The following is a 26,578-nucleotide window of genomic DNA, read 5'->3' as shown; positions in this document are numbered from 1 at the left end:
ATCTTAGTGGTGACGTGGCTTGAGGATCGCCGGTTTTTCGTCAGGCGCCTGGCACAGCAGGTACAGCGCGGTCAGGGCTTCCGGAATCTGTACGATCATGTCGTCCATCAGGTTGGCGTCTTTGGCGATGTCTTCGAATTCTGGCTGTTCGTCGAACAGGCCCGAACCGACCATGATCGGCAGGAGCATTTCGCTGACTTCTTCTTCGGCGGTTTCGAACCAGGCCGCTTCACGCAGGAACACGCCTTCCATGAAGCCGATGCACCAGCCGCGCAGTTCGGAATCGTCCGGCTCGTCGCCCAGATCCAGTTCGCATGGCAGCTCGAACTCTTCATCCGAGGCCAGTTGACGGGCGATGTGCGCCTTGAGGCCGATCAGCGTGGCTTCGATCTCTTCGCGCTGAGCGTCGCTGCTGTAATGCGGCTCTTCGGCGAACAGGGCGTCGATCCACTCACGCTCCGGTACATCTTCGGCGCAGATCGACAGCGCGGTCAGGTAGCCGTGAGCGGCCACGTAATCCAGCGCCTCGTCATGCAGCTCGTCGGCGTCGAGGAAAACTTGCAGGCGGGTCAGTTGCTCAGCGAAGGACATTACGGGGCTACCTTGGGGAATAAACAATGCGGGAATTCTAGGCCTTCTTGCGCGCTCAAGCCAGCCGCATGGCAGATTTGCCGCAATTGCCGGGCCGCATGCCAAACCTGTGGGAGTGAGCCTGCTCGCGAAAGCGGCGTATCAGGCACCTTTGTATCGACTGATCCAGCGTATTCGCGAGCAGGCTCGCTCCCACAGGGGATTTATCTGTGTCTTATCAGCGGCACCCTGTGCAGCGAAGGCCTCGGGTATACTGCCGCGTTTTGCGCTCCCTGCTCGTATTGCGGATGTCGTGCAATGCGCTCTTACGTTTTGTTTAAGCAGCCCTGGCTGTCCTGAACCAGCCTGTGCAGGGATGTTTCGGTAGATTTTTGGAGTTTTTATGCTCGAACAGGCTCAACGCGTCCTCAAGGACATCTTCGGCTACGACAGTTTCCGTGGCCGTCAGGGTGCAATCATTGAGCGCGTTGCCAGCGGCGGTGATGCGCTGGTGCTGATGCCTACCGGTGGCGGCAAATCCCTGTGCTTCCAGGTACCGGCGCTGCTTCGCGAGGGCCTGGCCGTGGTGGTCTCGCCGTTGATCGCATTGATGGACGATCAGGTCGCTACTCTTGAAGAATTGGGCGTTGCCGCCGCTGCCTTGAACTCGACACTGAGCGCCGAACAGCAGCGCGACCTCGCCACGCGAATCAAACGTGGCGAAGTGAAGATGTTGTATCTGGCGCCCGAACGTCTGGTACAGCCGCGCATGCTGTCGTTCCTGCAAGGGCTGAACATCGCGCTGTTCGCCATTGATGAGGCGCACTGCGTATCGCAATGGGGTCACGATTTCCGTCCGGAATACCTGCAACTGGGTCAATTGGCCGAGATGTTCCCCGACGTACCGCGCATCGCCCTGACGGCCACAGCCGACAAGCGTACCCGCGAAGAGATCGTCACGCGTCTGCACCTGCAAAATGCCGAGCGCTTCCTGTCGAGCTTCGACCGCCCGAACATCTTTTACCGCATTGTGCCCAAAGAGCAGCCGCGCAAGCAGTTGCTGGCGTTCCTCGCCGAACGGCGCAGCGATGCCGGCATCGTTTATTGCCTGTCACGCAAGAAAGTCGAGGAAGTCGCAGCGTTCCTGAGCGAGCAGGGCTTCCCGGCGCTGCCGTATCACGCCGGTCTGCCCAATGATCTGCGTGCCTTCAATCAGAAGCGCTTCCTCAATGAGGAAGGCTTGATCATGGTCGCTACCGTGGCGTTCGGCATGGGCATCGACAAGCCCAACGTGCGCTTCGTCGCCCACCTCGATCTGCCGAAATCCCTCGAGGCGTATTACCAGGAAACCGGGCGCGGCGGCCGTGACGGTCTGCCGGCGGATGCCTGGATGGCCTACGGTCTGCAAGACGTGGTGATGCTCAAGCAGATGCTGCAGAACTCCGAAGGCGATGAGCGGCACAAGCGTCTGGAACAACACAAGCTCGACGCGATGCTGTCGCTGTGTGAAGAAACCCGCTGCCGTCGTCAGACCCTGCTCGCGTATTTCGACGAAGACATGCCCGAGCCGTGTGGCCATTGCGACAACTGTATCGATGGCGTGCAAACCTGGGACGCCACCGAACCCGCACGTCAGGCGCTGTCGGCGATCTTCCGCACTGGCCAGCGTTATGGCGTTGGTCATCTGGTCGACGTGCTGCTGGGCAAAGACAACGAAAAAGTCCGCAGTTTCGGCCATCAGCATCTGTCGGTGTACGGGGTCGGCAAGGCATTGAGCGAGAGCGAGTGGCGCTCGTTGTTCCGTCAACTGGTCGCGCGCGGTCTGGCGGATGTCGACCACGAAGGCTATGGCGGCCTGCGTCTGAATGACAGTTGCCGGCCGTTGCTCAAGGGCGAAGTGAGCCTTGAATTGCGCCGCGACCTCAAACCGCAGGTTACCGCCAAAACCGCGAGCAAGAGCCCGGCCAGCCAACTGGTGCGCGGCGAAGAGCGCGAACAGTGGGAAGCCCTGCGCGCGCTGCGGCGCAAACTCGCCGAAGAACATGGCGTGCCGCCGTACGTCATCTTCCCCGATTCGACGTTGCTGGAAATGCTCCGCAGCCAGCCGACTTCTTTGGCGGAAATGGCCCGGGTCAGTGGCGTTGGCGCGCGCAAGCTGGAACGCTATGGCGATGCCTTCCTCGAAGTGCTCGGCGGCGAGGTCGAGGCGCCGAAAGCGGTGGCTGACGTGCGCCACGAACTGATCACCCTGGCCCGCGCCGGCATGACGCCGCTGCAGATCGCCGGTCAGCTGCAGTGCTCGGAGAAGAATGTGTACACGATGCTTGCCGAGGCCATTGGCAAGCAGCAGTTGTCGCTCGAGCAGGCGCTGGATTTGCCTGAAGAGTTGATGGGTGAGGTGCAGGACGCGTTCCTCGATGGTGAGGGCGAGTTGCCGTCGGTCGCCGAAATCGCTGAGCTGTTTGCCGGGCGTGTGCCGGAAGGCGTGTTGTATTGCGTGCGGGCTGCATTGCAGTCGGAATTCGAGATGTAATTTGGCCGTCGCCCCTCACCCCAGCCCTCTCCCGGAGGGAGAGGGGGCCGACTGAGGTGTCTTGCGCCATACATCGACCTGAAAACCCGAGTCGATTATGGATTCAGCGTTGAGCTGTCAGGTCGGCGTAATTCCCAAATATCCCCCGATCAGTCCCCTCTCCCTCTGGGAGAGGGCTAGGGTGAGGGGGCCCCGAGATGTAACGATTCAGTACAGACCGCCACTTGCCTATAACTGCAGCTCATGCTTAGCTGGCTAATAATTAGATTTTCTTTATTTTCAGTCTAACCGTGAGTGTTTTATGCCGTTAACCGATCAACACCGCTTTGGCATGCAACTGGCCCAGATGTCCCGTGGCTGGCGCGCCGAACTGGACCGCCGACTGGCCGGGCTGGGTCTGTCCCAGGCGCGCTGGCTGGTGCTGCTGCATCTGGCGCGTTTCGAAGAGGCACCGACCCAACGCGAGCTGGCACAGAGCGTCGGCGTCGAAGGGCCGACCCTTGCACGCTTGCTCGATAGTCTGGAAAGCCAGGGCCTGGTGCAACGCCAGTCCGTGATGGAAGACCGCCGGGCGAAAAAAATTGTCCTCTGTGCACCGGCCCTGCCGCTGATCGAACAGATCGAAACCATTGCCACACAACTGCGTCACGAATTGTTCGAAGGCGTCGACGAGGCGGATTTGAAGGTGTGCATGCGGGTTCACGGGCACATTCTGGGCAACCTGGAAAAATCTTGAGGCACATCCCCGTGCCGTATCTTTGAGAGATCGCGCTGAGCCGACTATAAGAACTACTGGGCAATATCGTGTTCGTACCGGATGTGCGAACGCATAGAAGTCGGTTTTGCTTATTTAAGGGATGCTCATGCTCGCAAGTCGGCACGTGGTACTGCGCGGTGGCGCCAAATGGCTGCTGGTCGCTGGCGTATTCAGCTATTCGGCCTGGTCGATGGCCTTGGGGCTGGGTGATATCACCGTTCATTCAGGCCTCAATCAGCCGCTCAAGGCCGACATCGCGTTGGTCGATGTCGGCGGGCTGACGCAAAACGATCTGGCTATGCGACTGGCCACGGCGGATGAATTCGCCGAGGCCGGAGTCGAGCGGGTGTTCTTCCTCAACGACCTCAGGTTCATTCCGATCCTGCATGGCAATCGCCAGATGATCCGGGTGACCTCCAGCAAACCGGTCAATGAACCCTTTCTGAATTTCCTGGTGCAACTCAATCAGCCCAATGGTCGTTTGCTGCGTGAATACACGTTGCTGATCGATCCACCGGGCTCACCGGGAATCGTGCCGGCCACCGATGAGCCGGATCCACTTGCGCAATCCTCCGGTTTTCCTACTGTCGAGCCTGCCGTGGCTGCGCCGCAGGCAGCGCAGGGCAAGCGCGATTCGGTGCCAACGCCTGCCACCCCGCCCGCCACCGATGCGCTGGCCGAGCAATTGGCCGCCAGTGTGTTGCTGGGCCAGCAACTGCAGAAGACTGTCGACGAACTCAATGCAAAACTGCAGACACAGGATGTGCAGATTGCCGACGGCAAGAAGCAGATCATTGACCTGCAAACGCGCCTGGTCGAGCTTCAGCAAGCGCCGCCACCGACTGTAGTGACACCCGTACCGGCTTCGCCCCCTGTTGTGACGCCGGTCGCGTCCAGCGATGACGGTTTGAACTGGCCATTGCTCGGTGGCTTGTTGCTGTTGCTGGGGGCACTGGCCGGGTTGTTTGTGCACCGTCGCCGGCAACAACAGACACCGGCTGACGAACCGCAACCGTTCTTGCCGCAGGGCAGTGAGCCGGATTTGCCTGAAGCCGAAAACGCAGGATCAGTCAGCGCTCCGGTCTCTGCCCAACATCGTGAAGAACCGGCGGCGGGTGATGTGCTGGAAGCAGTAGGGATCTATCTGGCCTATGGCCGACTCGGCGAAGCTGCCGGGCTGCTGCGCGATGCCTTGCACAAAGAACCGGAGCGCACCGATATCGGTTTGCAGTTGCTTGAAGTACTGGGGCGCCAGGGTGACAGCGCCGCGTTTGAACAACAGGAAAGTCATTTGCGTGAGCTGGGCGTGCCTGTCCAGACGTTACAGGATGTGCGCGCTCGACATCCGAAACTGGCAGGTGCCGCGCCGTTGGCCGGCGCGCCGCCGGTCATTGCGGCGGCCCCCATTGTCCCGGCACCACCGGTGCCAGAAGATGATTTCGAGTTGAATCTGGGCGAGTTGTCGATGGATTCCAGTTGGGATCTGGAGGACAGCCGCCCGGCCTCAACCGGACCGTCGGCTGACACCTCGGCGCTGGGTTCCAGCCTGCGAGTACTGCCTCAGGACTTCGAGTTGCCGGAGGCGACCAGCGAAGACGCTGAGCTTGAGTGGATCCCCAAGCCGGAGGCCGAGCCGCTGGATGAAGATTTTCTCAATGAATTTGCCGATACCGAGCCGTCACTGGTGTTGCAACCGCTGGATTTGCAGGAGCCGGAGCCGATCCATGACGAAAATTCCGGAAAGCTCGAACAGGCGCAGACGTGCATTGACGACGGTGACATCGACAGTGCGATTGCGTTGCTCAACGAATTGCTCAAGGAGGGGGATGAGCCGTTGAAGCAAACGGCGCGGACGTTGCTGGCGGGGATTCGCTGAAGCCGATGGTTTTGCGGTGTATTTTATGCCGCTATCGCGAGCAGGCTCACTCCTACAGGGGAACGCATTCAAATGTAGGAGTGAGCCTGCTCGCGATAGCGATTCGTCAGGCGCCCTGATCAAAAGGTCTGGCCAAGATTCAGATACACCGCCTGCTCATTCGCATCATTCAACCCATAACTGAAATTCAACGGCCCCAGCGGCGTGTCAAAACCGATAAACACACTCGCGGCGTTGATGTAGCCACTGTCGAACTCATTGTCATTGTTCCACGCCCGTCCACGTTCCAGTGAGGCGCCGGCGTAGAGCGGAAAATCCAGCGGCAGATACGAGCGCGGCGTCAACCGGCGGTAGTACACCGCGCGCATCAGGCTGATGTTCTGTCCGGAAATCGCGTCCTCACGGAAACCCGACAACTGTCGCGCACCGCCGAGAAGAAAACTCGATGTCACCACATTGGCGTCGTCCAGCGTGCGCCCGTAGCGCCCACCGAGAATCAGCGTGTCCGGGCCATGGCTCATGGCTTTGTCGATTTTAAAGTCCCACTGTCGATAACGCGTGTCCGACCCCAGGCCCGGTTCAAACTGCGTCAGCGTCAGGCTGACGTCCTTGCCTTCGTGAGGGAAGTAGACGTTATCCAGTGAGTCGTATGAATATTTAAGGGCATAGAAACCTTCGTTGAAGTTTTCACTCGGCAGATCCTGATCGCCAATCCGCACATCGGCCTTGCCCCAGGCCTCGCCGACACCGAACCGTACTTCGCCGTTGTTGCCGATCTGTCGACCGAAGTTGAGGCCGAAACCGTAACGCTCGACGCGATACTGCGCGATCGGATCGTTGTCGAGCACCGCTTCAACGTTCTGCGCTTCGAACGAAGCATACGGCGCGACGAAGTAGCGCGAACCGACGTCCAGCGGTTGATAAAACTCGGTGTACAGCTCTTGTTTGTCACCAATTTGCGCGCGGGTCAGCCATTCCGCGCCGAGGCGGTTGATGCCGTTGATGCGGTAGCTGGCGCCGAGGTTGAAGGCGCTGTCGCCGCGCATGTCGTCGGACAGATTGAGGCCGACCCGCAAGTAATCGGTGCCGCTGCGTTTGCCCCGGGCGCTGATCACCAGTGTGTGATCCTGGCCCTTGTGCACTACGCGGTATTGCACCTGCTCGAAGTAGTCGAGGCCATACAAAGTGCCCATGTCCGAGTGCAGTCGGCCCAGATCCAGTGGTTCGCCGATGTGCTGGCGAATGAAGTAACGAATGACGTCGTCGTCGACTTTCGAGTCGTTCTCGACGCGGATCGCGGTAATGATCGGCGTGCGCTGCCCCGGCGAGCGCGCGGCATTGAGTTCGGCATCCTGGGATTCGTCGGGCTTGAGCTGAGCAAGGCGCGCATCGAGGATTCGGGTCGCGCGGTAACCGGCGTCGATCATCTCCTGAGCCTTGCCGAAATCGGTGACACCGAACGCCGCCAGTGCGGGCTGGATCAGCACATCGGAGGATTTCAGCGCGGCCAGTTGTTCTTCGGAGTTACTGCGGGTCATCAGGGTGATCGACTGGTTCAGCACATCGACCACGGTGGTCAGTTGTTTGCGATTGCGCAGCGGGGTGCCGATATCGACGACGATGGCCACGTCGACGCCCATTTCCCGCGCTACATCGAGGGGGATATTGTCGGTCATGCCGCCGTCCACCAACAGCCGGCCATCGAGTTCGACCGGGGCGAACACCGCCGGGATCGACATGCTCGCGCGGATCACCTGCGGCAAGTGGCCTTTGCGGAACACCACTTTTTCGCCATTGGAAATGTCGGTGGCCACGGCGCGGAACGGGATCGGCAGTTTGTCGAAATCCCGGGTGTCGCTGGTATGCGCCAAAAGACTTTCCAGCAGCAGTGCGAGGTTCTGACCCTGAATCACCCCCAGTGGCAGGCCGAGACTGCCGTCGTCGCGAAAGCTCAGTTTCTGTTTCACCAGAAAGTCGCGGTCATCCTGCTTGCGCCGAAACGGCACGTCTTCGCGCGGTGGGGCGTCGGACAGCGCGGCTTGCCAATCGATGTTCAACGCGAGTTTTTCCAGTTCATCAATCTTGTAGCCCGAGGCGTACAGACCGCCGATCACTGCGCCCATGCTGGTGCCGGCGATCGCATCGATCTTGATGCCTTGCTCTTCCAGCGCCTTGAGCACGCCGATATGCGCCAGCCCGCGCGCCGCGCCGCCGGACAGCACCAGGCCGACTTTCGGTCGCGGCGCCTCAGTGGCGTGAACAAAGACTGGAAGGAAACCAAGCAGCAGGCAGAACAGCAGACGGCGCATTGTGAGTCTCGGGGCAAGCGTTAAAGCCGGCTATTATAGCGGCGCCCTCTGTCTCAGGAGTTTCAGCGAACATGACTGTCGCAAAAGCAGAAGTTGTCATCACCTATTGCACCCAATGCCAGTGGCTTCTGCGCGCCGCGTGGCTGGCGCAGGAACTGCTCAGCACCTTTGCCGATGACCTCGGCAAAGTCTCGTTGGTGCCCGGCACCGGCGGAGTGTTTCAGATTACCTGCGCCGGCGTGCAGATCTGGGAACGCAAGGCGGACGGCGGCTTCCCGGAAGCCAAGGTGCTTAAGCAGCGAGTTCGCGATCAGATCGATCCTGAGCGCGACCTCGGCCACAACGACCGCACTCAGTGAGACGCGGCCTCGGCGGCGGTTTTCTTGTCGGCATGGCCGGACATCCGTGCTGACACGACGATGGCAACAATGATCAGTGCGCCACCAATCAGCATCTTCGGCGTCGGGTTTTCATTGAACAGCAGCCAGGCGACGGTGATGCCGTAGACCGGCTCCAGCGCAAACACCACCGCTGCCGTGCGCGCCTTGATAACCGCCAGACTGGCGACGAACAGGCTGTGCGCGACGCCGGTGCAGAACACCCCGAGCAGGGCGATCCACAGCCAGTCCAGTGCCCGGACTTCGCTCAGTTGCGGCGCCGCGACCGGTAGCAGACACAGGGCCACCACGACGTTTTGACACAACGCTGCCTGCACCGCCGGGATGCGTCCGGAGCTGGCGCGGTTGGTCAGCGACAGCAGCGAGAACAGCAGGCCCGACAGCACCGACCAAAGCAAACCGATGGTCGCGCCGCTGCCCAGGTCGAAGGCCGGGGTCACCAGAATCAGGCCAATGCTGACCAACACCACCAGCAGAATTTCATTGGCACGGATGCGTTCGCGGAAAATCAGCCCTTCGAGAATCACCGTGAAGGCCGGGAAACTGGCAAAACCCAATGTTGCGATGGCGACACCGGCGATCTTCACAGACAGAAAGAAACTCACCCAGTGCCCGGCCAGCAACACGCCGCTGAGGGCCACACGCCGCCAGTCCACGGCCTGCAGTTTCTGCCAGCCGCTCTGGCTGGCGAAGCGGGCGAAGAACGCCAGGGCGAGCACAGCGAAAGCGGCGCGCCCGAAGACAATCACAGCGGGGGAGGCGGCAGCGAGTTTGCCGAACACACCGGTCAGGCCAAACATCAAGGCGCCGATATGCAGAGCGCCGAGGGCGGTACGCGGAGTCATTGCAATCCTTCTATCTCAAACATAATTCAAATACAGGAGCTGCCGCAGACGAACATCGTTCGTCTGCGGCAGCTCCTGTATTGAAGCGCGTCGAGGCCAATAAGTCTGTCGGCAGACTATCGTCTTTTGTCGTAGGAATCGCGCCGAAGCTGTCCGGGTGATGAGCCGAACTCACGAAGGACGGCAGCTGAGAAGGCACTCTGCGAGTTGTAGCCGACGCGACTGGCAATTTCACCCATTGGCAAAACCGTGTCGCGCAGCATTTGCACCGCCAGATGCAGGCGCCGACTGCGGATGTAATCCATCGGCGTCTGCCCGCATTCGGCCATGAACCGTGCATGCAGGCGCGCGCTGGACAACCCGGCCACGCGCGCCAGATCGGCGACTTGTAGCGGATAAGCGGCGTTTTGCTCGATGTGCGCATCCAGCGCGGCGTAGGGCAGGCGACGTGCGACGAGTTCGCCAGGTTGCGTGTGATTGAGACTGGCCAGCAGCAATACCGCGCCTTGCTGCGCGATCAACGGATCGCTCACCGGGCTGTTCGCCAGCCAGCTGACCAACTGGCTTTGCCCCGCATCGAGTGACAGTCGCGCCGGCAGGTCGAGCAAGCGTTGGCTGGCCTCGGCGTGCTCACCCAGCGAGTCCTTCACCCATTGCCCCTCAGGGATGTCGAGGACCAGACAGCGGCTGCCGTCGGGACTGCCGCAGGCATGATGAGCGCCGGACGGAATCACTACGAAACTCTGCTGACGCACCTGACTGCCACAGCCCTCGACCTCGAAATCCAGCGCACCGGACAGGCCGAACACCAATTGCGCGTGCTCGTGGCTATGCGCGATCAAGTCGTGGGTGTACTGACGCAGGGTGAGGATCGGTCGCATGGCAGGTTGTCTCCGAAGTGGCCGTCAGTCTACACCGGCGCACGCCGGATGCGTTGTCACAGGACTGACTCACGCCTGTCATGGTCGATTAACCGGGCAGGCGCAGAGTGGCGAAAACATCGCAGAGGGTTGCCCATGACCAGCGCCGAGCTCGCCAGACCCAGTCGCAAACAACGGGTGCGAACCCTGTGGATCTCCGACGTGCACCTGGGCACGCGAGATTGTCAGGCCGAGCACTTGTCGCAATTTCTCAAGGGCTACCATGCCGACAGGATTTACCTGGTCGGCGACATCATCGACGGCTGGAAACTGCGCGGCGGTATGTACTGGCCGCAGGCGCATACCAACGTGATCCGGCGTTTGCTGACCATGAGCAAGCGCGGCACCGAGGTGATTTACGTCACCGGTAATCACGACGAATTCCTGCGTCGGTATTCCAAGCTGATACTGGGCAATATCCAGTTGGTCGACGAGGCGGTGCATGTCACCGCCGATGGTCGGCATCTGCTGGTGATTCACGGCGATCAGTTCGATGTCATCACCCGTTATCACCGCTGGCTGGCCTTCCTCGGCGACTCCGCCTACGAATTCACCCTGACCCTCAACCGCTGGCTCAACCATTGGCGGGCGCGGTATGGCTACGGTTACTGGTCACTCTCGGCGTACCTGAAACACAAGGTTAAGACGGCGGTGAGTTTCATCAGTGATTTTGAAGAAGCCATTGCCCACGAGTGTGTGAAGCGCGAGTTGCATGGTGTGGTGTGCGGGCACATTCACCATGCCGAAATCCGCAAGGTGGGCGAGGTCGATTACCTTAATTGCGGTGATTGGGTGGAGTCGTGCACCGCGTTGATCGAGCATTGGGACGGTACGATCGAGTTGTATCGGCTGGCGGATGCGCAGGCGCGGGAGGCGGAGCTAAAGGCGGCCAAAGTCGCCGAACTCGCCTAATGCTCTGGTGATTGAGAGGGCCTCATCGCGAGCAGGCTCACTCCTACAGGGGTACGCATTTCAACTGTAGGAGTGAGCCTGCTCGCGATGAACCGCGCAGCGGTTCCCGAGGATGATTACGCTGGCGAGTGTTCTTCCATCGCGGCTTTGTAAATCGAGTTCTTCGGCTGCGCAAACAACCGCTCCATCATCGGCTCAAAGAAGCTCAACGGCAGCGTGTCATAGTCAGGATCAAACGCCGCCGCATCGTATTTGGCACAGAACTCGGCAGTCGCTTGATACTGCGGATGACCGGCGAACTGCTCGCGCAGATGCCGATCCATACCCAGATGATGAAAGAAGTAGTAACCCTGAAATACCCCATGCTTCTCGACCATCCACAGATTCTCGGCACTGACGAACGGCTTGAGAATCGCCGCAGCAATGTCCGGATGGTTGTACGAACCCAAGGTGTCGCCAATGTCATGCAGCAAGGCGCAGACCACGTATTCCTCGTCGCGACCATCACGAAACGCACGGGTGGCGGTTTGCAGCGAGTGGGTCAGGCGATCCACCGGAAAGCCGCCGAAGTCGCCTTCGAGCAATTTCAGGTGCGTCAGGATCCGTGAGGGCAACTGTTTGGCGTAGGCACTGAAGTCAGCGGCGATGATCGCCCAATCTTCCTGCGTGCCGTCCTTCATATGGGTGAAGCGGGCATTGGCATTCATTGGCTGACCCTCATTCAGAACGCCACGCGACCGAGGATCATGTCGCGGTACATGACAAAGTCGCCGAGCAGGCTGTACAGCGGATGCTGAAAAGTTGCCGGTCGGTTCTTTTCAAAGAAGAAGTGGCCAACCCAGGCGAAGCCGTAGCCGGCCGGCGGCAGCGCCAACAACAGCAGCCAGGCGCCGTTGGCGATGGTTATCGCGAGAATGAAAATCACCAGCGAGGTGCCGATGAAATGCAGGCGCCGGCAGGTGCTGTTGCTGTGTTCGCTGAGGTAATACGGATAGAACTCAGCGAAGCTGCTGAAATGCTTGATGTTTTCCACGACCGCGTTCTCTGTGGTTATTGTTCTGGCGACGAGTTGTTCTGCGGGTAGCTTATTTGAGTCTAGAGTGATCATTGGCGTGGGCCAGTGACAATCGGCGCCACTTTAGTATCCTTCGCAAATCAGGCCGTAACATGCGGCCCCTCATGTAAAAGAAAAACGCCATGAGCGAACGAACGACTTCTGCAAGCTGGGCGATGGGGATTGTCAAAGCATTGGAGATGGACGGCCTGGATTGCCGGGTTCTGTTCAAGCAACTGGGGCTTGATTACACGGCTCTGGATGATCCGGATGCGCGTTTCCCGCAAGATTCCATGACTCGCCTGTGGCAACGGGCGGTCGAGCTGTCCGGCAATCCGGCGATCGGCCTGAACATGGGCAAAGTGGTGCGACCGGCGTCGTTTCATGTCGCCGGCTACGCATTGATGTCGAGCAATACTCTGGCCGAAGGCTTCCAGCGACTGGTGCGCTATCAGCGGATCATCGCCGAAAGTGCCGACCTGAGCTTCCGTCTGCTGGAAGAAGGTTACGCGCTGATTCTGACCGTACACGGCGACCATCTGCCGCCGACCCGGCAAAGCGCCGAAGCCTCGCTGGCCTGTGCGCTGGGCCTGTGCGGCTGGCTGACCGGGCGCACGCTGCATCCGGTCAAAGTGCTGGTGCAGGGTGATCAGCCGGAAAATCTGCAACCCTACAAACAAGCCTTCCACGCGCCGTTGGTGTTCAATGCGCCGTACGATGCGCTGATCTTCGAACGCGCCGACATGGAGGCGCCGCTGCCCACCGCCAACGAGGCGATGGCGCTGTTGCATGACCGGTTTGCCGGGGAATATCTGGCGCGGTTTTCCGAAAGTCGTGTGACCCACAAGGCGCGACAGGTGCTGTGCCGGTTGTTGCCACAAGGCGAACCGAAGCGCGATACCGTGGCGCAGACCCTGCATTTGTCGCAGCGTACCTTGCAGCGCCGCTTGCAGGAGGAGGGCACGAGTTTTCAGCAGTTGCTCGATGACACCCGCCGTGAACTGGCCGAGCAGTATCTGGCGCAACCAAGCATGACCTTGCTGGAGATTGCCTATCTGTTGGGTTTCGCCGACCCGAGCAACTTCTTTCGTGCGTTCCGCCGCTGGTTCGATACCACGCCCGGCGATTACCGGACGCGGTTGTTGCAGGCGCCGAGTGCGATCAATGACGCCAAAAGGCCGGAATACACAGCACAAACACCGTAATGATCTCCAGTCGGCCGAGCAGCATGCCGAACGACAGGATCCACTTGGCCGCGTCCGGCAGGGTGGCGAAGTTGCCCGCCGGGCCAATGGTTTCGCCAAGGCCCGGGCCGACGCCGGACACGGTACTGGCGGCGCCGGTCAGCGCAGTCATCCAGTCGACGCCGAGCAGCGACAGCAACAGGGCGATCACGCAGATGGTGATGGCGAAGAAGAACGAAAAAGTCAGAATCGATCGGACGATTTCTTCGTCGAGGCGATGGCCGTTGTACTTCTGTTTGATCACCGCGCGTGGGTGAATCAACTGATTAAGGTTGGCCTTGAGCAGTATGTAGGCGACCTGGAACCGGAAAATCTTGATCCCGCCAGCCGTCGAACCGGAACAACCGCCGACAAAGCCCAGATAGAAAAACAGCATTAGCGAGAAGTTGCCCCACAGGCTGTAGTCGCCGAGGGCGAAGCCGGTAGTGGTGACCACCGAGGTCACGTTCAACGCGACATGACGCAAGGCGTCCAGCCAGTGCAGGTTGGTCGTCCACCAGTACCAGGTGCCGAGCACCAGCCAGGTCACCAGCAGCATCCCGAGCAAACCCTGCACCTGTTGATCCTTGATCAGCGCCTTACGATTGCCGCGCAAGGTCGCCACGTACAGAGTGAACGGCAGGCTGCCAAGAATCATGATGACCACCGCCACCCAGTGCACCGCTGGTTGCGTCCACTTGGCCAGGGATTGGTCGGAGGTCGAGAAACCACCGGTGGAAATTGCCGACATTGCATGGTTGATCGCGTCGAACGGGCTCATCCCGGCCCACCAGAACGCGAGGCTGCCGAGGATGGTGATGCCGACGTATGCGGCCACAATCAACCGCGCCACCATGTGCGAGCGCGGCATGACCTTTTCCGAGCGGTCCGAGGATTCGGTCTGGAACAGGCGCATGCCACCGATACGCAGCAGCGGCAGAATCGCTACCGCCATACCGATAAAGCCGATACCGCCGATCCAGTGCAGCAACGAGCGCCACATCAGGATGCCGGGAGACATGTCGTCGAGATGATTGAGCACGGTCGAGCCTGTCGCGGTGATGCCCGACATACTTTCGAAAAACGAGTCGGTGTAGCTGATGTGCTGGGTCAGCAGAAACGGCAGCGCGGCGAAAATGCACACCACCAGCCAACTGCTGACAGTCAACAGGTACATGTCGCGCGGGCGAAGGTGAATGTGCTCCGGGCGGCCGGGAATCACTAGTGCGAGGCCGGCGACGAAGGTGATCATGCTCGCCCAGAGGAACGACGGCAGGTCGCTGGTGCGTTCGAAAATCACCAGGGTGGCCATCGGCACGACCATGGCCACGGCCAGGGTGATCAGGAAGATGCCGATAATGAAACCAATGATCCGTAAGGTCGGCAACGCCATGAAGTCCGCTCGGGCTGATGTGAGAAGGGCGCCATTCTACCCGTGGGGCAGGGCATGTAAACCGGCATCCTGTGTACAGATAAAGCTAGAATAGCCGCACATATTTTTCAGGAGGTGGCCGATGCAGGCTCTCGACGCGTTGCTCAACCGTGTTTCCGTTCCACGACTGGTCGAACCGGCCCCCACTGCCGAGCAGCGCGAAGCCCTGTTTGGCGCAGCGTTGCGCGCGCCGGATCACGGGCATTTGCAGCCGTATCGCTTTCTGACCGTCGAAGGCGCAGCGCGCGAGCAGATGGGCGAGTTGCTGGCCGAGGCTGCACAGATGCAGGAAGGCGAAGTCACCGAAGCGATGATCGACAAGGCCCGCAACGGCCCGCTACGTGCACCGCTGGTGGTTGTGGTGATCGCTAAATTGCAGGAGCACGTTAAATATCCGAAGGCTGAGCAGTTGCTGGCGGCCGGGTGTGCGGCGCACGGGATTTTGCTGGCGGCGTATGCGCAGGGGATTGGTGCGGTTTGGCGCACGGGGGATCTGGCTTATTCGCAGCACGTAGCCAAAGGTTTGGGGCTGGCGGAAGGTGAAGAGGTGATTGCGTTTCTTTACCTTGGCACGCCGCAGAAGGAACCGCGTGTGGCGGAGAAGGTTGATCTGGCTGAGTTTGTTAGTGCCTGGCCCGGTCAGGCCTGAAGATCAAAAGCCCCTCACCCTAACCCTCTCCCGGGGGGAGAGGGGACTGATTGGGGGATGCTGTAGAAGTACGCCGACGTGGGCGATCTTCGTGGAATCCAGAATCGACTTCGGTTCAATTCGAATACAGAGTTGATTACGGATTCAGAATCCATAATCAACGCGGTGTTTCAGGTCGATGTCTGACGCAAGACAACTCGGTCGGCTCCCTCTCCCTCCGGGAGAGGGCTGGGGTGAGGGGGCTTTCAGGGTTGGACGACGGCGCCGGGTACAAGCGGCAATTCAAGACTCGCAACAAACCCACCCTGCGGATGATTGGCCAGCGTCAAACTGCCGCCATGCCGTTCCGCCGCTCGCCGCGCAATCGCCAGCCCCAAACCATGCCCCGCCGCTGTCTGCCCCGGCGCCCGATAAAACGGCTCGCCCAACTGACTCAAATGTTCGGCCTGCACCCCCGGCCCATGATCGCGCACACTCACGACAATTTTTTCACCCTGACGTGAGGCTTGCATTTCAATCGCCTGCCCCTCCGGGTTGAAGCGCTGGGCATTGCGCAGCAGATTATCGACGGCGCGCTCGATCATGGTCGGCCAGCCCTTGAGGTTCAACTGCGGTTCGGCATCGAGACGGACAATCTGCTCGGGGGATGCAAGCTTCGCGTCTTTCTGTAGCGTGCCGAGAAGTGCATTCAAATCCACCTCTTCAGCACTGGCATTGTCAGCATCGACTCGCGCCAATACCAGAATTTCACTGATCAACGCTTCTAGCCGATCACATTCACGGGTCAGCCGTGGCCAGAGTTTCTCGCGTTCTTCGGGGTTGGCCCGTTCCGCCAGTGCCAAGGCAATGCGCAACCGCGCCAGCGGCGAGCGCAATTCGTGAGACACGTCGCGCAACAGCTGCCGCTGACTGCCGATCAGGCTCTGCAAACGCGCGCCCATGCGGTTGAAGTCATTGGCGAGCACGCCGAATTCATCGCGACGGTTGGCCAGTTTCGCCAGGCTGTTCTGCTGATAGGTGGTCTGCCCCAGATCATGCACCGCGCCGCGCAAACGGCTGAGCGGGCGGGTGATGGAGAAGGTCACCAGCAGGCTGAACAGCGTCAGCACCACCAGCGCGATGCCCAGCGCGCTCAGTGGCCAAAGCAGACTTTCGCGGTGCCAGGAATCGAGTTCCGGGTGCGGGATGCGGTAGATGAACAGGTAGGTGTCACCGGTTTTTTCGCTGGTGAATTCGTCGGTGAGGCGACGCCATGGCAGGCGGCGGTCATCGTTGTTCTGGCGTGCCTCAAAAGCGGCGGCGCGGCGCGGGAAGGTGCCGCGCACTACCGGGTCGCCGGATTCGTTGAGCACCTGAACGTCGATGTGATATTGGCGTTTGCGCTGTTCGAGAATGTCCTGGGCGGCTTCTTCACCCTGGGCTTCATAGGTTTGCGTCCATTCGCCGGCAAGGGTGTTGAGACCTGGATGGCGGCTGAGGATCCACGCGTCCTGGTTGAGCATATGCCCGAGCAGAATGGACAACCCGGCCACCAGAGCGATGGCCAGCCAGAAGCTCGCGAGAATACGCCAGAACAATGAACGCACAGAAAATCCTCAAAGCAATGCAGAACCCATGTGGGAGCGAGCTTGCTCGCGAATGCGGTGTGTCAGTCAACATTTCTGCGTCTGATACACCGCATTCGCGAGCAAGCTCGCTCCCACAGTTCAACGGGTGAAAACAGGCCCGACGGGGTGAGCCGTCGGGCCTGAAGTTAGATCATTATTGCGCCTTTTGCGCCTGTTGCGCTTTCCACGCCTTGAACTCGGCCCATTCGGCGCGACGTTCGGCTTGCTTCTTCTGGATCTCGTCGAATTTCTTCTGTTGATCCGGTTTCAACACGGCGCGGACATCGGTTTCGGCTTTCTTGTGGTTGGCCGCCATCTCGTCCTTCATGGCTTTCTGGTCAGCCGGCGAGAGTTTTTCCAGGTACTTGTCGACCACTTGCTTACGCTCGTGCATCTGCTCGCCCATGATCTTGCGGATCTGCTCGCGTTGTTCGCGGGACAGGTCGAGTTGGCTGTACGGGCCTTTGCCGTGCATGCCGTGCATCTGACCGCCGTGGCGTGGGCCGTCAAGCGGGCCACCCATCGGGCCGCCATCTTGCGGCATGGCCATGGCGACGGTTGGCAGAGCGGCAGCGAACATCAGAGCGATAAGAGTCTTGCGCATGGTGTATCTCCTTGTCTCGTTCCCGGTACGTTCCGGATGAGTACAGATTACGGAGATCAAGGTCAGCGGCGGTCAGCGCTGCGTAAAGCTTCGGTAAAGACGCTCAAGCGCTGACCTGACAAAACCTACAGGCTATAGAAGTAACCGCGACTGCGCAGGGCGACGATGCGCGGGCGGCCGTCCGGATGCGGGCCGATCTTTTTGCGCAGGTTGCTGACATGCATGTCGAGGCTGCGGTCGTACAGGGTCAGCTTGCGGCCGAGGGCGAGCTGCGCCAGTTCCTGTTTGTCCAGCGGCTCGCCAGGCTGCTTGAGCAGGGCTTCGAGCAGACGGCTTTCGGAGACGGTGAGGGTCAGTTCTTTTTCGTCGATGCTGACCACACCACGCACCGGGCTGAAACTCAGGTCGCCCAATTCAAGTTGCGTCGACACGGCCGCCGGGTGACTGCGGCGCAACACCGCGCGCAGGCGCGCAGTCAGTTCGCGCGGATCACAAGGTTTGGCCAGGTAATCGTCGGCACCCAGTTCCAGGCCGAGGATGCGATCCAGCGGCTCGCCACGGGCCGAGAGCATCAGCACCGGCAGGTCGGCGTGGTCGTTGCGCAATTGCTTGAGCAGTTCCAGACCACTGCCATCGGGCAGCATCACGTCCAGCACCACTGCCGCCGGGGCTGTTTCGGCCAACGCCTTGCGGGCGCTCTGGCCGTCATGGCAGGCGCGCACATGGAAGCCTTCCTGGCTCAGCCAGCTACTCAGGAGTTCGCACAACTCCTGGTCATCATCAATCAGTAACAGCTCGCTCATGACTCACTCAATTTAGCCATTGCCGACGTTTTCGGCTTGCACCACTGGCAAAGATACCGCAGAGCAGCGCTAATAGCGCTACTCCGGCGCCCGTAACGAACCACTGCTGTTGTTCGGTCAACAGACGCGGCAGTGGGCTGGCCTGGGCTTCCTTGAGTTGCAGCTTGAGACGCTGGTTCTCCTGGCGCAACCGGGCGAGCTGGACGCTTTCACGGGTGTTGTCGGCATTTTGCAGTTGTTTGCTCAGTTCTTCCCGCTGCTGCTCGCTGGCCTTGAGGCGCTGCTGCAACTCGGTGATCTGGCTGCCGGCGCTTAACGACAATGGCGTGGAGCTGCCGCTTTCGGTGGTTTCCTCACCATGGGCGGGGGCCATGATCGACAACGTGACCAACATCAGACACAACGGACCCTTGCGCATCGCGACACCTGTTTCCAAATGGATATTGGGCAGGTTGTCGGCAGGCAAACGAGAATAATGAGCGATTGAGAGCAGCAGGAACCAGGAAGGTTCAGTGTCAGCGGCAATGTCGCGGGTGATGAGGGGAGAAATCCCCTCATCACAGGACTTTCAAGGCAGGACTTGCTTGAACGGCTTGACGATCACGTTGGCGTAGACGCCGGCGGCAATGTACGGATCGGCGTCAGCCCAGGCCTGTGCGGCACTCAGCGAATCGAATTCGGCGACGATCAGGCTGCCGGTGAAACCCGCTGCACCCGGATCATTGCTGTCGACGGCCGGGTGTGGGCCGGCCAGTACGATGCGGCCTTCGCCCTTGAGCGCTTGCAGGCGTTCCAGATGCGCAGGGCGGGCGGCCAGGCGTGCTTCCAGCGAGTTGGCGACGTCGGTGGCAATGATGGCGTAGAGCATGTCAGTCCTCGGTTTTTGGTGTTGTTGTGGTATCGGCATCGTGCAGGTGACGCGACAGGTAAATGCCCTGTGCGACCAGGAATACCAGGGTCATGCCCAGGCTGCCGAACACCTTGAAGTCCACCCAGTAGCTCTGGAAGGTGAAGGCGACGAACAGGTTGGCAGCGCCGCAGAACAGGAAAAATGCAATCCAGGCGATGTTCAGGCGGGTCCAGACCGGGTCCGGCAGAGTCAGCGCGTGGCCCATGATGCGTTTGATCAGCAGACGGTCACCGATGAAGTGACTGCCGATGAAGGCGACGGCGAACAGCCAGTTGACCACCGGCGCTTTCCATTTCAGGAAGGTCTCGCTGTGGAAGGCCAGCGTCAGGCTGCCGAACACCAGGCAGGCGATCAGGGTCAGCCATTGGCTCTTTTCCAGCTTGCGCTGTTTGATGAACAACGCGCCGTACACCACCAGGGAACTGATGATCAGCATCGCCGTGGCGCTGTAAATACCGCCTACAGTGACTTCATGGCCAGCGATGTCGACGACCCGTGGATCAAGTTTGTAAACGATGAAGAACAGCAGAAGCGGGATGAAATCGATGAATTGTTTCACAGTGAGAGCCAGAAGCTGGATGTGGCGGCATAATAACAAACATATGGGCGCGCGATAGCGCCAGCTGATTTGAGGTTACAACTCCCCGTGAATGTTGATTTGCACTGCCATAGCACGGCCTCCGATGGCGCCCTGGCGCCTGCGGTTCTGGTTGCGCGTGCGTTCGAGAACGGCGTGCGAGTCCTGTCGTTGACCGACCACGACACCCTCGAAGGCCTCGCCGAAGCGCGTGTGGCTGCCAATGAGTTGGGCATGCAACTGGTCAACGGCGTCGAATTGTCCTGTACCTGGGGCGGCGCGACCATTCATGTGTTGGGCTACGGTTTCGACGTCAACGCCGCGCCGTTGGTCGAGGCCATCGCCAAGTTGCACGATGGCCGCTGGCTGCGGTCGGAAGAAATAAGCCGCAAGCTCGCCCTTAAAGGCATGCCCGGTGCCCTCGAAGGCGCCCGGAAAATCCAGCAGGAACTGGGCGACAGCGGCAACGCCCCGGCCCGTCCGCATTTCGCCGACTGGATGGTGCGTGAAGGGTTTGTAAAGGATCGCGCCGAGGCATTCCGCAAATGGCTTGGCGCCGGCAAGCTGGGTGACGTCAAGTTGCACTGGCCGACGCTGGAAGACACCGTTGGCACACTGCGGGCCGCCGGGGCCTGGGTCAGCCTGGCGCATCCGTGGCACTACGATTTCACCCGTAGCAAGCGCCGAAAGCTGATTGCCGACTATATTCAAGCAGGCGGGCATGCAATCGAGGTGGTCAATGGCCATCAGCCTGCGGAACAGGTCGGCAGCCTGGCAATCCTTGCCCGTGAGTTCGGTCTGCTGGTCACCGCCGGCAGTGACTTCCATGGCCCTGGCGGCTGGTCCGAGATCGGCCAGTACCGGCCGGTTCCCGAGGACCTTCCACCCCTGTGGTGTCGGTTCAAACATGACACAGATATTGCCGCCGTCTGAACAGGTAGAGAATGTGAGTCAATTTTTCCAGATACATCCGGAAAACCCGCAAGCGCGCCTGATAAAACAGGCGGTCGAGATCATCCGCAAGGGCGGGGTGGTGGTTTATCCCACGGACTCTTCCTATGCGATCGGTTGCCAGATCGGCGATAAAACCGCGATCGAGCGTGTTCGTCGCCTGCGTCAGCTCGATGAAAAGCACAACTTTGCGCTGATCTGCAGCGACCTGTCGCAACTGGGCAACTACGCCAAGATCGACACCGGCACCTTCCGCATTCTCAAGGCGCACCTGCCGGGGCCTTACACCTTCATTCTCAACGCCACCCGCGAAGTGCCGCGTCTGTTGTTGCATCCGAAGAAGCGCACCATCGGCTTGCGCGTGCCGAGCCATCCGATTGCGCTGGCGCTGCTGGCCGAACTGGGCGAGCCGCTGATGAGCGTGACCCTGATCATGCCCGGCGATGAAGACCCGCTCAGCGATCCTTACGAGATGCGTCAGTTGCTCGAACATCAGGTGGACTTGATCGTCGACGGCGGCTTCGGCGGCATCAAGGCCTCCACGGTGATCGACTTGACTGGCGACGACCCGGAAGTGGTCCGCGTCGGTTGCGGCGATCCGACGCCGTTCATGGTCGAGGCCTGAATGTCCGCAGTGGAAACCGTTGTCGATCCCCAGGCCGGTGCTCAGCAAGAGCTGCCGTTTGCCATGGTCTATGGCCAGGCGGTCATGGAAATGCCGCTCGACCTGTACATCCCGCCGGATGCGCTGGAAGTCTTTCTTGAAGCGTTTGAAGGCCCGCTCGACCTGCTGCTGTACCTGATCCGCAAACAGAACATCAACATCCTCGACATCCCGGTAGCGGAAATCACCCGCCAGTACATGGGTTATGTCGAGTTGATGCAGTCGGTGCGTCTGGAGCTGGCCGCCGAGTATCTGGTGATGGCCGCGATGCTCGCCGAGATCAAGTCGCGCATGCTCCTGCCGCGCGCCGAAACTGTCGAAGACGAAGAAGACGATCCGCGCGCCGAACTGATCCGCCGCTTGCAGGAATACGAGCGTTTCAAGGCTGCTGCCGAAGGCATCGACGGCTTGAGCCGGGTTGGCCGCGACGTTATCGTGCCCAAGCTCGACGCCCCGGAAGCCCGCGCGCGCAAGCTGTTGCCGGATGTCGCGCTGGAAGAGATTTTGATGTGCATGGCCGAAGTGCTGCGCCGTGGCGATATGTTTGAAAGCCACCAGGTCAGCCGCGAGGCACTGTCCACCCGCGAGCGCATGAGCGATGTGCTGGAACGGCTCAAGGGCGGCGGTTTTGTGCCGTTCGTCGAGCTGTTCACCGCCGAAGAGGGCCGGTTGGGTGTGGTGGTGACCTTTATGGCGATCCTTGAACTGGTCAAGGAATCCTTGGTCGAGCTGGTGCAGAATGAGCCGTTCGCCGCGATCCACGTGCGAGCCCGAGCCGAATAACGAGTCGAAACATGAACCTGACTGAACCCCGCGAGCTGGCACCCCTGCTTGAAGCCTTTCTGTTGGCCTCGGGAAAGCCGCAATCCCTTGAGCGCCTGTTTGAACTGTTTGAAGAGGGCGAGCGGCCCGAGCCAGCGGTCTTCAAGAAAGCCCTGACCCTGTTGGGCAAGTCCTGCGAGGGCCGCGCGTTCGAGCTCAAGGAAGTCTCGTCGGGCTATCGTTTGCAGATCCGCGAGAAGTTTTCGCCGTGGGTTGGCCGCTTGTGGGAAGAGCGCCCGCAGCGTTATTCCCGTGCGCTGTTGGAAACCATCGCGCTGATCGCCTACCGCCAGCCGATTACTCGGGGCGAGATCGAAGACGTGCGTGGCGTGGCGGTGAACAGCAACATCGTCAAAACCTTGCTGGAGCGGGAGTGGATTCGTGTTGTGGGTTACCGCGACGTGCCGGGCAAACCGGCGATGTTTGCCACCACCAAGGGTTTTCTCGATCACTTCAACCTGAAGAACCTCGAAGACCTGCCGCCGCTGGCTGAACTGCGCGAAATGGAAACCGACCCGGTGCTCGATTTTGACGACGCCCCGGTTCCGCAGGGCTTGCAGGAACTGGCCGACGCCAGCGCCGAGCCGGAGGAGGAGAAGGAAGAGACCAGTTTCCATACGCTGTTACTGGAACTGGACAGCATGGAGGAGGGGATCAAGACCGATTTCGATGATTTGCTGCGGGATGCGGTGGATGGTGAAGTGCCGACGGTTGATGCAGAAACCGAGACTGAGCCTGAGCCGCAGATCGCCGAGCCAACCATCGAAGTTGAACTTGAAGCCGAGCCAGAAGCCGAACCGGAAGAGGACATTCTTGGCGTCGCCGAAGCCCGCGAGAAGCTGTTGGCCGCCGTCGCCGCCCTCGAACAACCGGCGCCAGTGCCGGAGCTAAGCGAAGAAGAAGCCGAAGCCCGCGCCTTGGCCGAAGCGATCGAGGCCGAACGCCGCGAATTCGAAGACTGACCGAATCCGGAGAACAATGACGGCCCCTGTGGGAGCGAGCTTGCTCGCGAAAGCGGAGTGTCATTCAAAGATGATGTATCTGACATACCGCCTTCGCGAGCAAGCTCGCTCCCACAGGGTTTAGCGTAAGCCAGGAGATGGCGATGACTTCAACAAAAGACCCGTGCATCAGCCTCTGCAAATTCACCGAAGACATCTGCCTCGGCTGCGGCCGCAGCAAACGCGAAATCAAGGCCTGGAAGAAACTCGACAAGGACGACAAGCGCACCGTACTGGCCGAAGCCGCGCTGCGCCTGATCAAACTTGGCGGCGCCGGTCGGCGGAAAAAGAAATAACTGTCGATCGATCAGCTAGTCTCTGATGCGCGACGGCGCACATCCGCGTATGATTCGCGACCCTTCGCCGATCCCTTCGGCCGAGAACCCAGATTTCAATGCTTCAGGCACCGCCTGAACAGACCACACCGGGAGGTGCCCAGATGAGCGACATCATTCAGAAAGACGACCAGGAAATTGGCCCCGCAGGCGAAAAGCTGCAGAAAGTCCTCGCCCGTATCGGCGTCGGCTCGCGCCGTGACGTGGAGTCCTGGATCAGCCAAGGCCGGATCAAGGTCAATGGCAAAGACGCCACCCTCGGTCTGCGCGTCGACATGCACGACGCCATCACCATTGATGGCAAGGTGATCAAACGCGAAGAGGCGGCCGAATCGGTACGCCGCGTGATCATGTACAACAAACCCGATGGCGAGATCTGCACCCGTGACGACCCGGAAGGCCGTCCGACCGTGTTCGACAAGCTGCCGCGTCCGAAAGAAGGCCGCTGGATCAACATCGGTCGTCTCGACATCAACACCACCGGTCTGCTGATGTTCACCACCGACGGTGAGTTGGCCAACCGCCTGATGCACCCGTCCTACGAGATGGACCGTGAGTACGCCGTGCGTGTACGCGGTGAAGTCGACGACGAAATGATCGAGCGTCTCAAAGCTGGCGTGGTGCTGGAAGACGGCCCGGCCAAGTTCACCGACATCAAACAGGCACCGGGCGGCGAAGGCTTCAACCACTGGTATCACTGCGTGGTGATGGAAGGCCGTAACCGTGAGGTTCGTCGCCTGTGGGAATCGCAAGGTCTGGTGGTCAGCCGTCTGAAGCGCGTGCGTTTCGGTCCGGTGTTCCTCAACTCCGACCTGCCGATGGGCCGCTGGCGCGAAATGAGCCAGTACGAAGTCGACATTCTCAGTGCTGAAGTCGGCCTGACGCCAGTAGCGATGCCGCAGCTGAACGCCAAGAGCAAAGACAAGCTTGAGCGCATGCAGCGCAAATCGTCGCGTCCGATGGGCAAGACCGAGCGCGTACGTACGCTGCGTCCAGCCGCTGGCGCGCCGACCGGCCCACGTCCAAGCCGTGAGCCGCAGATCGAAGGCGAGCGCCCAGGTCGCAAGCCAGTTGCCGCCCGTGACGGCGAGCGCGCTCCGCGTCCGGCCAACGGTCGCACTGAGCGCGGCGAGCGTGGTGCTCCGAGCGGTCGTGGTACGCCAGTAGCGGATCGTCCAGCAGACACCACCAACAAGCGCCCGGCCAAGCCTGCACCGAAGCGTCCGGGGATCAAGCTGGTTGACGGCGACAAACCGTCGGGCAAGCGTCGTGGTGCACCGGCCGGTTCCGGTCAGCGTCCGGGGTTTGGTCGCAAGAAGCCGGAATAAGGCAGCTGTGAGCTTCTAGCGGCAAGCTTCAAGCCAAAGCAGAAACGCCAACCTCAGGGTTGGCGTTTTTTTTCGTCTGGTGAACGGTATGTAGCGCCTGGTAGGGCCTCTTCGCGAGCAAGCTCGCTCCCACATTGGAGCTATGTCGTACACAAATCCCCTGTGGGAGCGAGCTTGCTCGCGAAAGGGCCGGTAGCTTCAATAAAGAAATCTTGGGGCTAGAACACAAACCGCCCATCAAACACCGGCTTGTCATCCAGCGCCAACACCCCGCCAGAAAAGATCAGATCCAGGTGATGACTACCCTTGGCGCCACCGCCCAAGCCAAGGTGCAACCCACAATGCCGCTCTTCAAATCCGGCATTGCGCGCATACAAGTTCTTCACACCTTCATTGGTGCCAATTCCCAACTCTTCAATCCGCCGGTTCGACGGATTCGCATCCAGGTACTTGTTGAAATCATGCTCCAGCCCCGGCACCTCGGTGGCGATGCGGCTGATGGTCGAGTTCTCGATCCATAACTCCAGCGGCGACTCCAGCACGCCGTACTTGCGCGCAAACGGGATGGTGCTGAGGAATGTGCCCTTGAATTTCACATGGCCGTTGATGGCTTCGCTGTGCGTGGCGATTTCGCCGGGGGCGAGGTCGAAGTTGCCGACGCCGTTGATGTCGGTCCACTTCTTGATGCTGCTCAGCGGTGTTTCAAACCATGAGCCGTCGTCGTCTTTGAAACTCAGGGTCGTGGCTTGGGACATGCGCTGGATCAAGTGGCTGTTCAGGCCGGCAATCCGCTGTGGAGTGACGCTGAAGGTGTCGTAGAAATACTCGCCGTAGTCCTTGAACAGCAGCGACTTCTTCCAGTTTTCCGCCATCACGCCTTGCAATGTACGGACGAACTCCGGGCCATCAGGGCGTGGGTTGGGCAGGGTGGAAGAGTCGTAGAAGAAAATGTACAGATCGCTGTCGGTGATTGCCGAGGTCAGCGCTGCGGTGCTCTCCAGGTCCAGACGTCGGGCGCTGAACGTGAAGCGTGGATGATCGCCAGCCTGTTCGGCGATGGCGCCGGTCAGCGCTTCGTAATCAGCCGTGTGGCCGAGCAACACCTTCGCCGAGTCGATGCCGGCAAGGGCAGGGTGGTGTTCGAGGTAGTAAAGGAAATGCGAGATCGCGCGGGGCTTATCCATGAGTCCTCCCTGACTGACCGTGAAGAAAGCGGCAGGCACGACCGGCCGGATCGTGCCTGCCCGGTGATGTCTTACAGAGGCCACATCGCCGTGCCGAACGGAACTACCGCATCGGCTTGCATCATTTCTACAGCCGCCTCGTGGGTCGGTGCTTCAAACCATTCGTCCAGTTGCAGTTCGGTATCCAAGTCTTTTTCCAGTGCTTGCATGGTCGATCTCCTAGATGACTTTCACGGTTGTGACTGGCCGGTCGAGGTGGCCGGCAAGACGTGAAGAACCTAGTTCAGGGTTTTTTGTAATGCAAAAAATTATTC

General features: G+C 60.2%; 28 protein-coding genes. 13 read left to right on the top strand and 15 right to left on the bottom strand.

Translation table 11 applies throughout. From position 1 onward, the window contains the following. Positions 1–3: 3 nt before the first annotated feature. Positions 4–591, bottom strand: coding sequence for a UPF0149 family protein (locus tag GTU76_RS10415; protein ID WP_016984205.1), 588 nt, complete (start codon positions 589–591; stop codon positions 4–6). A 382-nt stretch (positions 592–973) separates the two neighbouring features. On the opposite strand from GTU76_RS10415, the gene recQ reads away from it, so the two are divergent. The 3 genes from recQ (at position 974) to GTU76_RS10400 (ending at position 5,736) form a co-directional block, all read left to right on the top strand. Continuing rightward, positions 974–3,103, top strand: coding sequence for a DNA helicase RecQ (gene recQ / locus GTU76_RS10410; protein ID WP_180698568.1), 2,130 nt, complete (start codon positions 974–976; stop codon positions 3,101–3,103). Positions 3,104–3,404: 301 nt separating this feature from the next. Further along, positions 3,405–3,839 (top strand): MarR family transcriptional regulator, encoded by a 435-nt coding sequence (locus GTU76_RS10405; protein ID WP_016984207.1) that lies wholly within the window; start codon positions 3,405–3,407, stop codon positions 3,837–3,839. 127 nt (positions 3,840–3,966) lie between these two features. Continuing rightward, entirely contained in the window at positions 3,967–5,736 is a 1,770-nt protein-coding gene (locus GTU76_RS10400; protein WP_180698567.1) for a motility hub landmark protein FimV, read from the top strand. 119 nt (positions 5,737–5,855) lie between these two features. Here the strand turns inward: GTU76_RS10400 and GTU76_RS10395 are convergent, their stop codons facing one another. After that, positions 5,856–8,045 carry a patatin-like phospholipase family protein gene (locus GTU76_RS10395; protein WP_180698566.1) on the bottom strand — a complete coding sequence of 730 codons (2,190 nt, stop codon included), beginning with the start codon at positions 8,043–8,045 and terminating at the stop codon, positions 5,856–5,858. A 71-nt stretch (positions 8,046–8,116) separates the two neighbouring features. On the opposite strand from GTU76_RS10395, the gene GTU76_RS10390 reads away from it, so the two are divergent. After that, positions 8,117–8,404 (top strand): Rdx family protein, encoded by a 288-nt coding sequence (locus tag GTU76_RS10390; protein ID WP_016984210.1) that lies wholly within the window; start codon positions 8,117–8,119, stop codon positions 8,402–8,404. Here the strand turns inward: GTU76_RS10390 and GTU76_RS10385 are convergent. Both GTU76_RS10385 and GTU76_RS10380 read right to left on the bottom strand, forming a co-directional pair. Beyond that, positions 8,398–9,288 carry a DMT family transporter gene (locus tag GTU76_RS10385; protein ID WP_175555038.1) on the bottom strand — a complete coding sequence of 297 codons (891 nt, stop codon included), beginning with the start codon at positions 9,286–9,288 and terminating at the stop codon, positions 8,398–8,400. The genes GTU76_RS10390 and GTU76_RS10385 overlap by 7 nt on opposite strands. A 116-nt stretch (positions 9,289–9,404) precedes the next feature. Beyond that, positions 9,405–10,169, bottom strand: a complete 765-nt coding sequence (locus GTU76_RS10380) for a helix-turn-helix transcriptional regulator (RefSeq protein ID WP_180698565.1) — start codon at positions 10,167–10,169, stop codon at positions 9,405–9,407. Positions 10,170–10,304: 135 nt separating this feature from the next. Here GTU76_RS10380 and GTU76_RS10375 point away from each other — a divergent pair, with 135 nt between their 5' ends. Next, on the top strand, positions 10,305–11,120 hold the full coding sequence (locus GTU76_RS10375; RefSeq protein ID WP_095122780.1) for a UDP-2,3-diacylglucosamine diphosphatase: 816 nt from the start codon (positions 10,305–10,307) through the stop codon (positions 11,118–11,120). A gap of 116 nt (positions 11,121–11,236) precedes the next feature. On the opposite strand, the gene GTU76_RS10370 is transcribed toward GTU76_RS10375, so the two are convergent. Beyond that, positions 11,237–11,827, bottom strand: coding sequence for an HD domain-containing protein (locus GTU76_RS10370; RefSeq protein WP_150692154.1), 591 nt, complete (start codon positions 11,825–11,827; stop codon positions 11,237–11,239). Between the two features lie 14 nt (positions 11,828–11,841). Then, positions 11,842–12,153, bottom strand: a complete 312-nt coding sequence (locus GTU76_RS10365) for an Mpo1-like protein (protein ID WP_016984214.1) — start codon at positions 12,151–12,153, stop codon at positions 11,842–11,844. Positions 12,154–12,317: 164 nt separating this feature from the next. Here GTU76_RS10365 and GTU76_RS10360 point away from each other — a divergent pair, with 164 nt between their 5' ends. Further along, the gene (locus GTU76_RS10360; protein WP_016984215.1) at positions 12,318–13,379 is read left to right on the top strand and encodes an AraC family transcriptional regulator; all 1,062 of its coding nucleotides are present in this window, start codon (positions 12,318–12,320) and stop codon (positions 13,377–13,379) included. Here GTU76_RS10360 and GTU76_RS10355 read toward each other — a convergent pair. Beyond that, on the bottom strand, positions 13,336–14,790 hold the full coding sequence (locus GTU76_RS10355; RefSeq protein ID WP_016984216.1) for a TrkH family potassium uptake protein: 1,455 nt from the start codon (positions 14,788–14,790) through the stop codon (positions 13,336–13,338). The genes GTU76_RS10360 and GTU76_RS10355 overlap by 44 nt on opposite strands. Positions 14,791–14,911: 121 nt before the next feature. Here GTU76_RS10355 and GTU76_RS10350 point away from each other — a divergent pair, with 121 nt between their 5' ends. Continuing rightward, entirely contained in the window at positions 14,912–15,478 is a 567-nt protein-coding gene (locus GTU76_RS10350) for a nitroreductase family protein (protein WP_180698564.1), read from the top strand. Positions 15,479–15,723: 245 nt separating this feature from the next. Here GTU76_RS10350 and GTU76_RS10345 read toward each other — a convergent pair whose 3' ends face one another. The 6 genes from GTU76_RS10345 to GTU76_RS10320 form a co-directional block, all read right to left on the bottom strand. Beyond that, positions 15,724–17,064: an ATP-binding protein gene (locus GTU76_RS10345; RefSeq protein ID WP_180698563.1), complete on the bottom strand. Its 1,341-nt coding sequence runs from the start codon at positions 17,062–17,064 to the stop codon at positions 15,724–15,726. Between the two features lie 175 nt (positions 17,065–17,239). Beyond that, positions 17,240–17,689, bottom strand: a complete 450-nt coding sequence (locus tag GTU76_RS10340; protein ID WP_016987938.1) for a Spy/CpxP family protein refolding chaperone — start codon at positions 17,687–17,689, stop codon at positions 17,240–17,242. A gap of 125 nt (positions 17,690–17,814) precedes the next feature. Then, entirely contained in the window at positions 17,815–18,492 is a 678-nt protein-coding gene (locus GTU76_RS10335; protein ID WP_016987937.1) for a response regulator transcription factor, read from the bottom strand. Positions 18,493–18,499: 7 nt separating this feature from the next. Beyond that, the gene (locus GTU76_RS10330; RefSeq protein WP_016987936.1) at positions 18,500–18,910 is read right to left on the bottom strand and encodes an SH3 domain-containing protein; all 411 of its coding nucleotides are present in this window, start codon (positions 18,908–18,910) and stop codon (positions 18,500–18,502) included. Between the two features lie 150 nt (positions 18,911–19,060). Continuing rightward, entirely contained in the window at positions 19,061–19,360 is a 300-nt protein-coding gene (locus GTU76_RS10325) for a YciI family protein (RefSeq protein ID WP_016987935.1), read from the bottom strand. Position 19,361: 1 nt separating this feature from the next. Beyond that, a complete protein-coding gene (locus GTU76_RS10320; RefSeq protein WP_007919675.1) occupies positions 19,362–19,961 on the bottom strand; it encodes a septation protein A in 600 nt (199 codons plus the stop codon). A gap of 87 nt (positions 19,962–20,048) precedes the next feature. Between GTU76_RS10320 and GTU76_RS10315 the strand changes: the two genes are divergently transcribed. The 6 genes from GTU76_RS10315 to rluB all read left to right on the top strand — a co-directional run bounded on the left by GTU76_RS10315 (position 20,049) and on the right by rluB (position 25,080). Beyond that, the gene (locus GTU76_RS10315) at positions 20,049–20,912 is read left to right on the top strand and encodes a PHP domain-containing protein (protein WP_180698562.1); all 864 of its coding nucleotides are present in this window, start codon (positions 20,049–20,051) and stop codon (positions 20,910–20,912) included. Positions 20,913–20,925: 13 nt separating this feature from the next. Next, a complete protein-coding gene (locus GTU76_RS10310) occupies positions 20,926–21,555 on the top strand; it encodes an L-threonylcarbamoyladenylate synthase (RefSeq protein ID WP_038363745.1) in 630 nt (209 codons plus the stop codon). Positions 21,556–21,678: 123 nt separating this feature from the next. After that, entirely contained in the window at positions 21,679–22,377 is a 699-nt protein-coding gene (locus GTU76_RS10305) for a segregation and condensation protein A (protein ID WP_172828192.1), read from the top strand. 11 nt (positions 22,378–22,388) lie between these two features. Further along, on the top strand, positions 22,389–23,378 hold the full coding sequence (gene scpB, locus GTU76_RS10300; protein ID WP_180698561.1) for an SMC-Scp complex subunit ScpB: 990 nt from the start codon (positions 22,389–22,391) through the stop codon (positions 23,376–23,378). 143 nt (positions 23,379–23,521) lie between these two features. Further along, on the top strand, positions 23,522–23,713 hold the full coding sequence (locus GTU76_RS10295) for a DUF1289 domain-containing protein (RefSeq protein ID WP_016987930.1): 192 nt from the start codon (positions 23,522–23,524) through the stop codon (positions 23,711–23,713). A gap of 143 nt (positions 23,714–23,856) precedes the next feature. Then, positions 23,857–25,080 carry a 23S rRNA pseudouridine(2605) synthase RluB gene (rluB, locus tag GTU76_RS10290; RefSeq protein WP_016987929.1) on the top strand — a complete coding sequence of 408 codons (1,224 nt, stop codon included), beginning with the start codon at positions 23,857–23,859 and terminating at the stop codon, positions 25,078–25,080. Between the two features lie 218 nt (positions 25,081–25,298). Here the strand turns inward: rluB and GTU76_RS10285 are convergent, their stop codons facing one another. Further along, positions 25,299–26,264 carry a M29 family metallopeptidase gene (locus GTU76_RS10285; protein WP_180698560.1) on the bottom strand — a complete coding sequence of 322 codons (966 nt, stop codon included), beginning with the start codon at positions 26,262–26,264 and terminating at the stop codon, positions 25,299–25,301. 71 nt (positions 26,265–26,335) lie between these two features. Beyond that, positions 26,336–26,473 carry a hypothetical protein gene (locus tag GTU76_RS10280; RefSeq protein ID WP_003222780.1) on the bottom strand — a complete coding sequence of 46 codons (138 nt, stop codon included), beginning with the start codon at positions 26,471–26,473 and terminating at the stop codon, positions 26,336–26,338. Positions 26,474–26,578: the final 105 nt, after the last annotated feature.

It is taken from the genome of Pseudomonas crudilactis (assembly GCF_013433315.1).
In the GTDB taxonomy this organism is placed as follows: domain Bacteria; phylum Pseudomonadota; class Gammaproteobacteria; order Pseudomonadales; family Pseudomonadaceae; genus Aquipseudomonas; species Aquipseudomonas crudilactis.
Note: the sequence above shows the minus strand (reverse complement) of the source record. Positions and strands in the feature narration are given on the sequence as shown.

Excerpts from the sequence above, each read along its gene's own strand:
- GTU76_RS10415 (WP_016984205.1), bottom strand. The coding sequence starts at position 591 with ATGTCCTTCGCTGAGCAACTGACCCGCCTGCAAGTTTTCCTCGACGCC.
- recQ (WP_180698568.1), top strand. The coding sequence starts at position 974 with ATGCTCGAACAGGCTCAACGCGTCCTCAAGGACATCTTCGGCTACGAC.
- GTU76_RS10405 (WP_016984207.1), top strand. The coding sequence starts at position 3,405 with ATGCCGTTAACCGATCAACACCGCTTTGGCATGCAACTGGCCCAGATG.
- GTU76_RS10400 (WP_180698567.1), top strand. The coding sequence starts at position 3,967 with ATGCTCGCAAGTCGGCACGTGGTACTGCGCGGTGGCGCCAAATGGCTG.
- GTU76_RS10395 (WP_180698566.1), bottom strand. The coding sequence starts at position 8,045 with ATGCGCCGTCTGCTGTTCTGCCTGCTGCTTGGTTTCCTTCCAGTCTTT.
- GTU76_RS10390 (WP_016984210.1), top strand. The coding sequence starts at position 8,117 with ATGACTGTCGCAAAAGCAGAAGTTGTCATCACCTATTGCACCCAATGC.
- GTU76_RS10385 (WP_175555038.1), bottom strand. The coding sequence starts at position 9,288 with ATGACTCCGCGTACCGCCCTCGGCGCTCTGCATATCGGCGCCTTGATG.
- GTU76_RS10380 (WP_180698565.1), bottom strand. The coding sequence starts at position 10,169 with ATGCGACCGATCCTCACCCTGCGTCAGTACACCCACGACTTGATCGCG.
- GTU76_RS10375 (WP_095122780.1), top strand. The coding sequence starts at position 10,305 with ATGACCAGCGCCGAGCTCGCCAGACCCAGTCGCAAACAACGGGTGCGA.
- GTU76_RS10370 (WP_150692154.1), bottom strand. The coding sequence starts at position 11,827 with ATGAATGCCAATGCCCGCTTCACCCATATGAAGGACGGCACGCAGGAA.
- GTU76_RS10360 (WP_016984215.1), top strand. The coding sequence starts at position 12,318 with ATGAGCGAACGAACGACTTCTGCAAGCTGGGCGATGGGGATTGTCAAA.
- GTU76_RS10355 (WP_016984216.1), bottom strand. The coding sequence starts at position 14,790 with ATGGCGTTGCCGACCTTACGGATCATTGGTTTCATTATCGGCATCTTC.
- GTU76_RS10350 (WP_180698564.1), top strand. The coding sequence starts at position 14,912 with ATGCAGGCTCTCGACGCGTTGCTCAACCGTGTTTCCGTTCCACGACTG.
- GTU76_RS10340 (WP_016987938.1), bottom strand. The coding sequence starts at position 17,689 with ATGCGCAAGACTCTTATCGCTCTGATGTTCGCTGCCGCTCTGCCAACC.
- GTU76_RS10335 (WP_016987937.1), bottom strand. The coding sequence starts at position 18,492 with ATGAGCGAGCTGTTACTGATTGATGATGACCAGGAGTTGTGCGAACTC.
- GTU76_RS10330 (WP_016987936.1), bottom strand. The coding sequence starts at position 18,910 with ATGCGCAAGGGTCCGTTGTGTCTGATGTTGGTCACGTTGTCGATCATG.
- GTU76_RS10325 (WP_016987935.1), bottom strand. The coding sequence starts at position 19,360 with ATGCTCTACGCCATCATTGCCACCGACGTCGCCAACTCGCTGGAAGCA.
- scpB (WP_180698561.1), top strand. The coding sequence starts at position 22,389 with ATGAACCTGACTGAACCCCGCGAGCTGGCACCCCTGCTTGAAGCCTTT.
- GTU76_RS10295 (WP_016987930.1), top strand. The coding sequence starts at position 23,522 with ATGACTTCAACAAAAGACCCGTGCATCAGCCTCTGCAAATTCACCGAA.
- rluB (WP_016987929.1), top strand. The coding sequence starts at position 23,857 with ATGAGCGACATCATTCAGAAAGACGACCAGGAAATTGGCCCCGCAGGC.
- GTU76_RS10285 (WP_180698560.1), bottom strand. The coding sequence starts at position 26,264 with ATGGATAAGCCCCGCGCGATCTCGCATTTCCTTTACTACCTCGAACAC.
- GTU76_RS10280 (WP_003222780.1), bottom strand. The coding sequence starts at position 26,473 with ATGCAAGCACTGGAAAAAGACTTGGATACCGAACTGCAACTGGACGAA.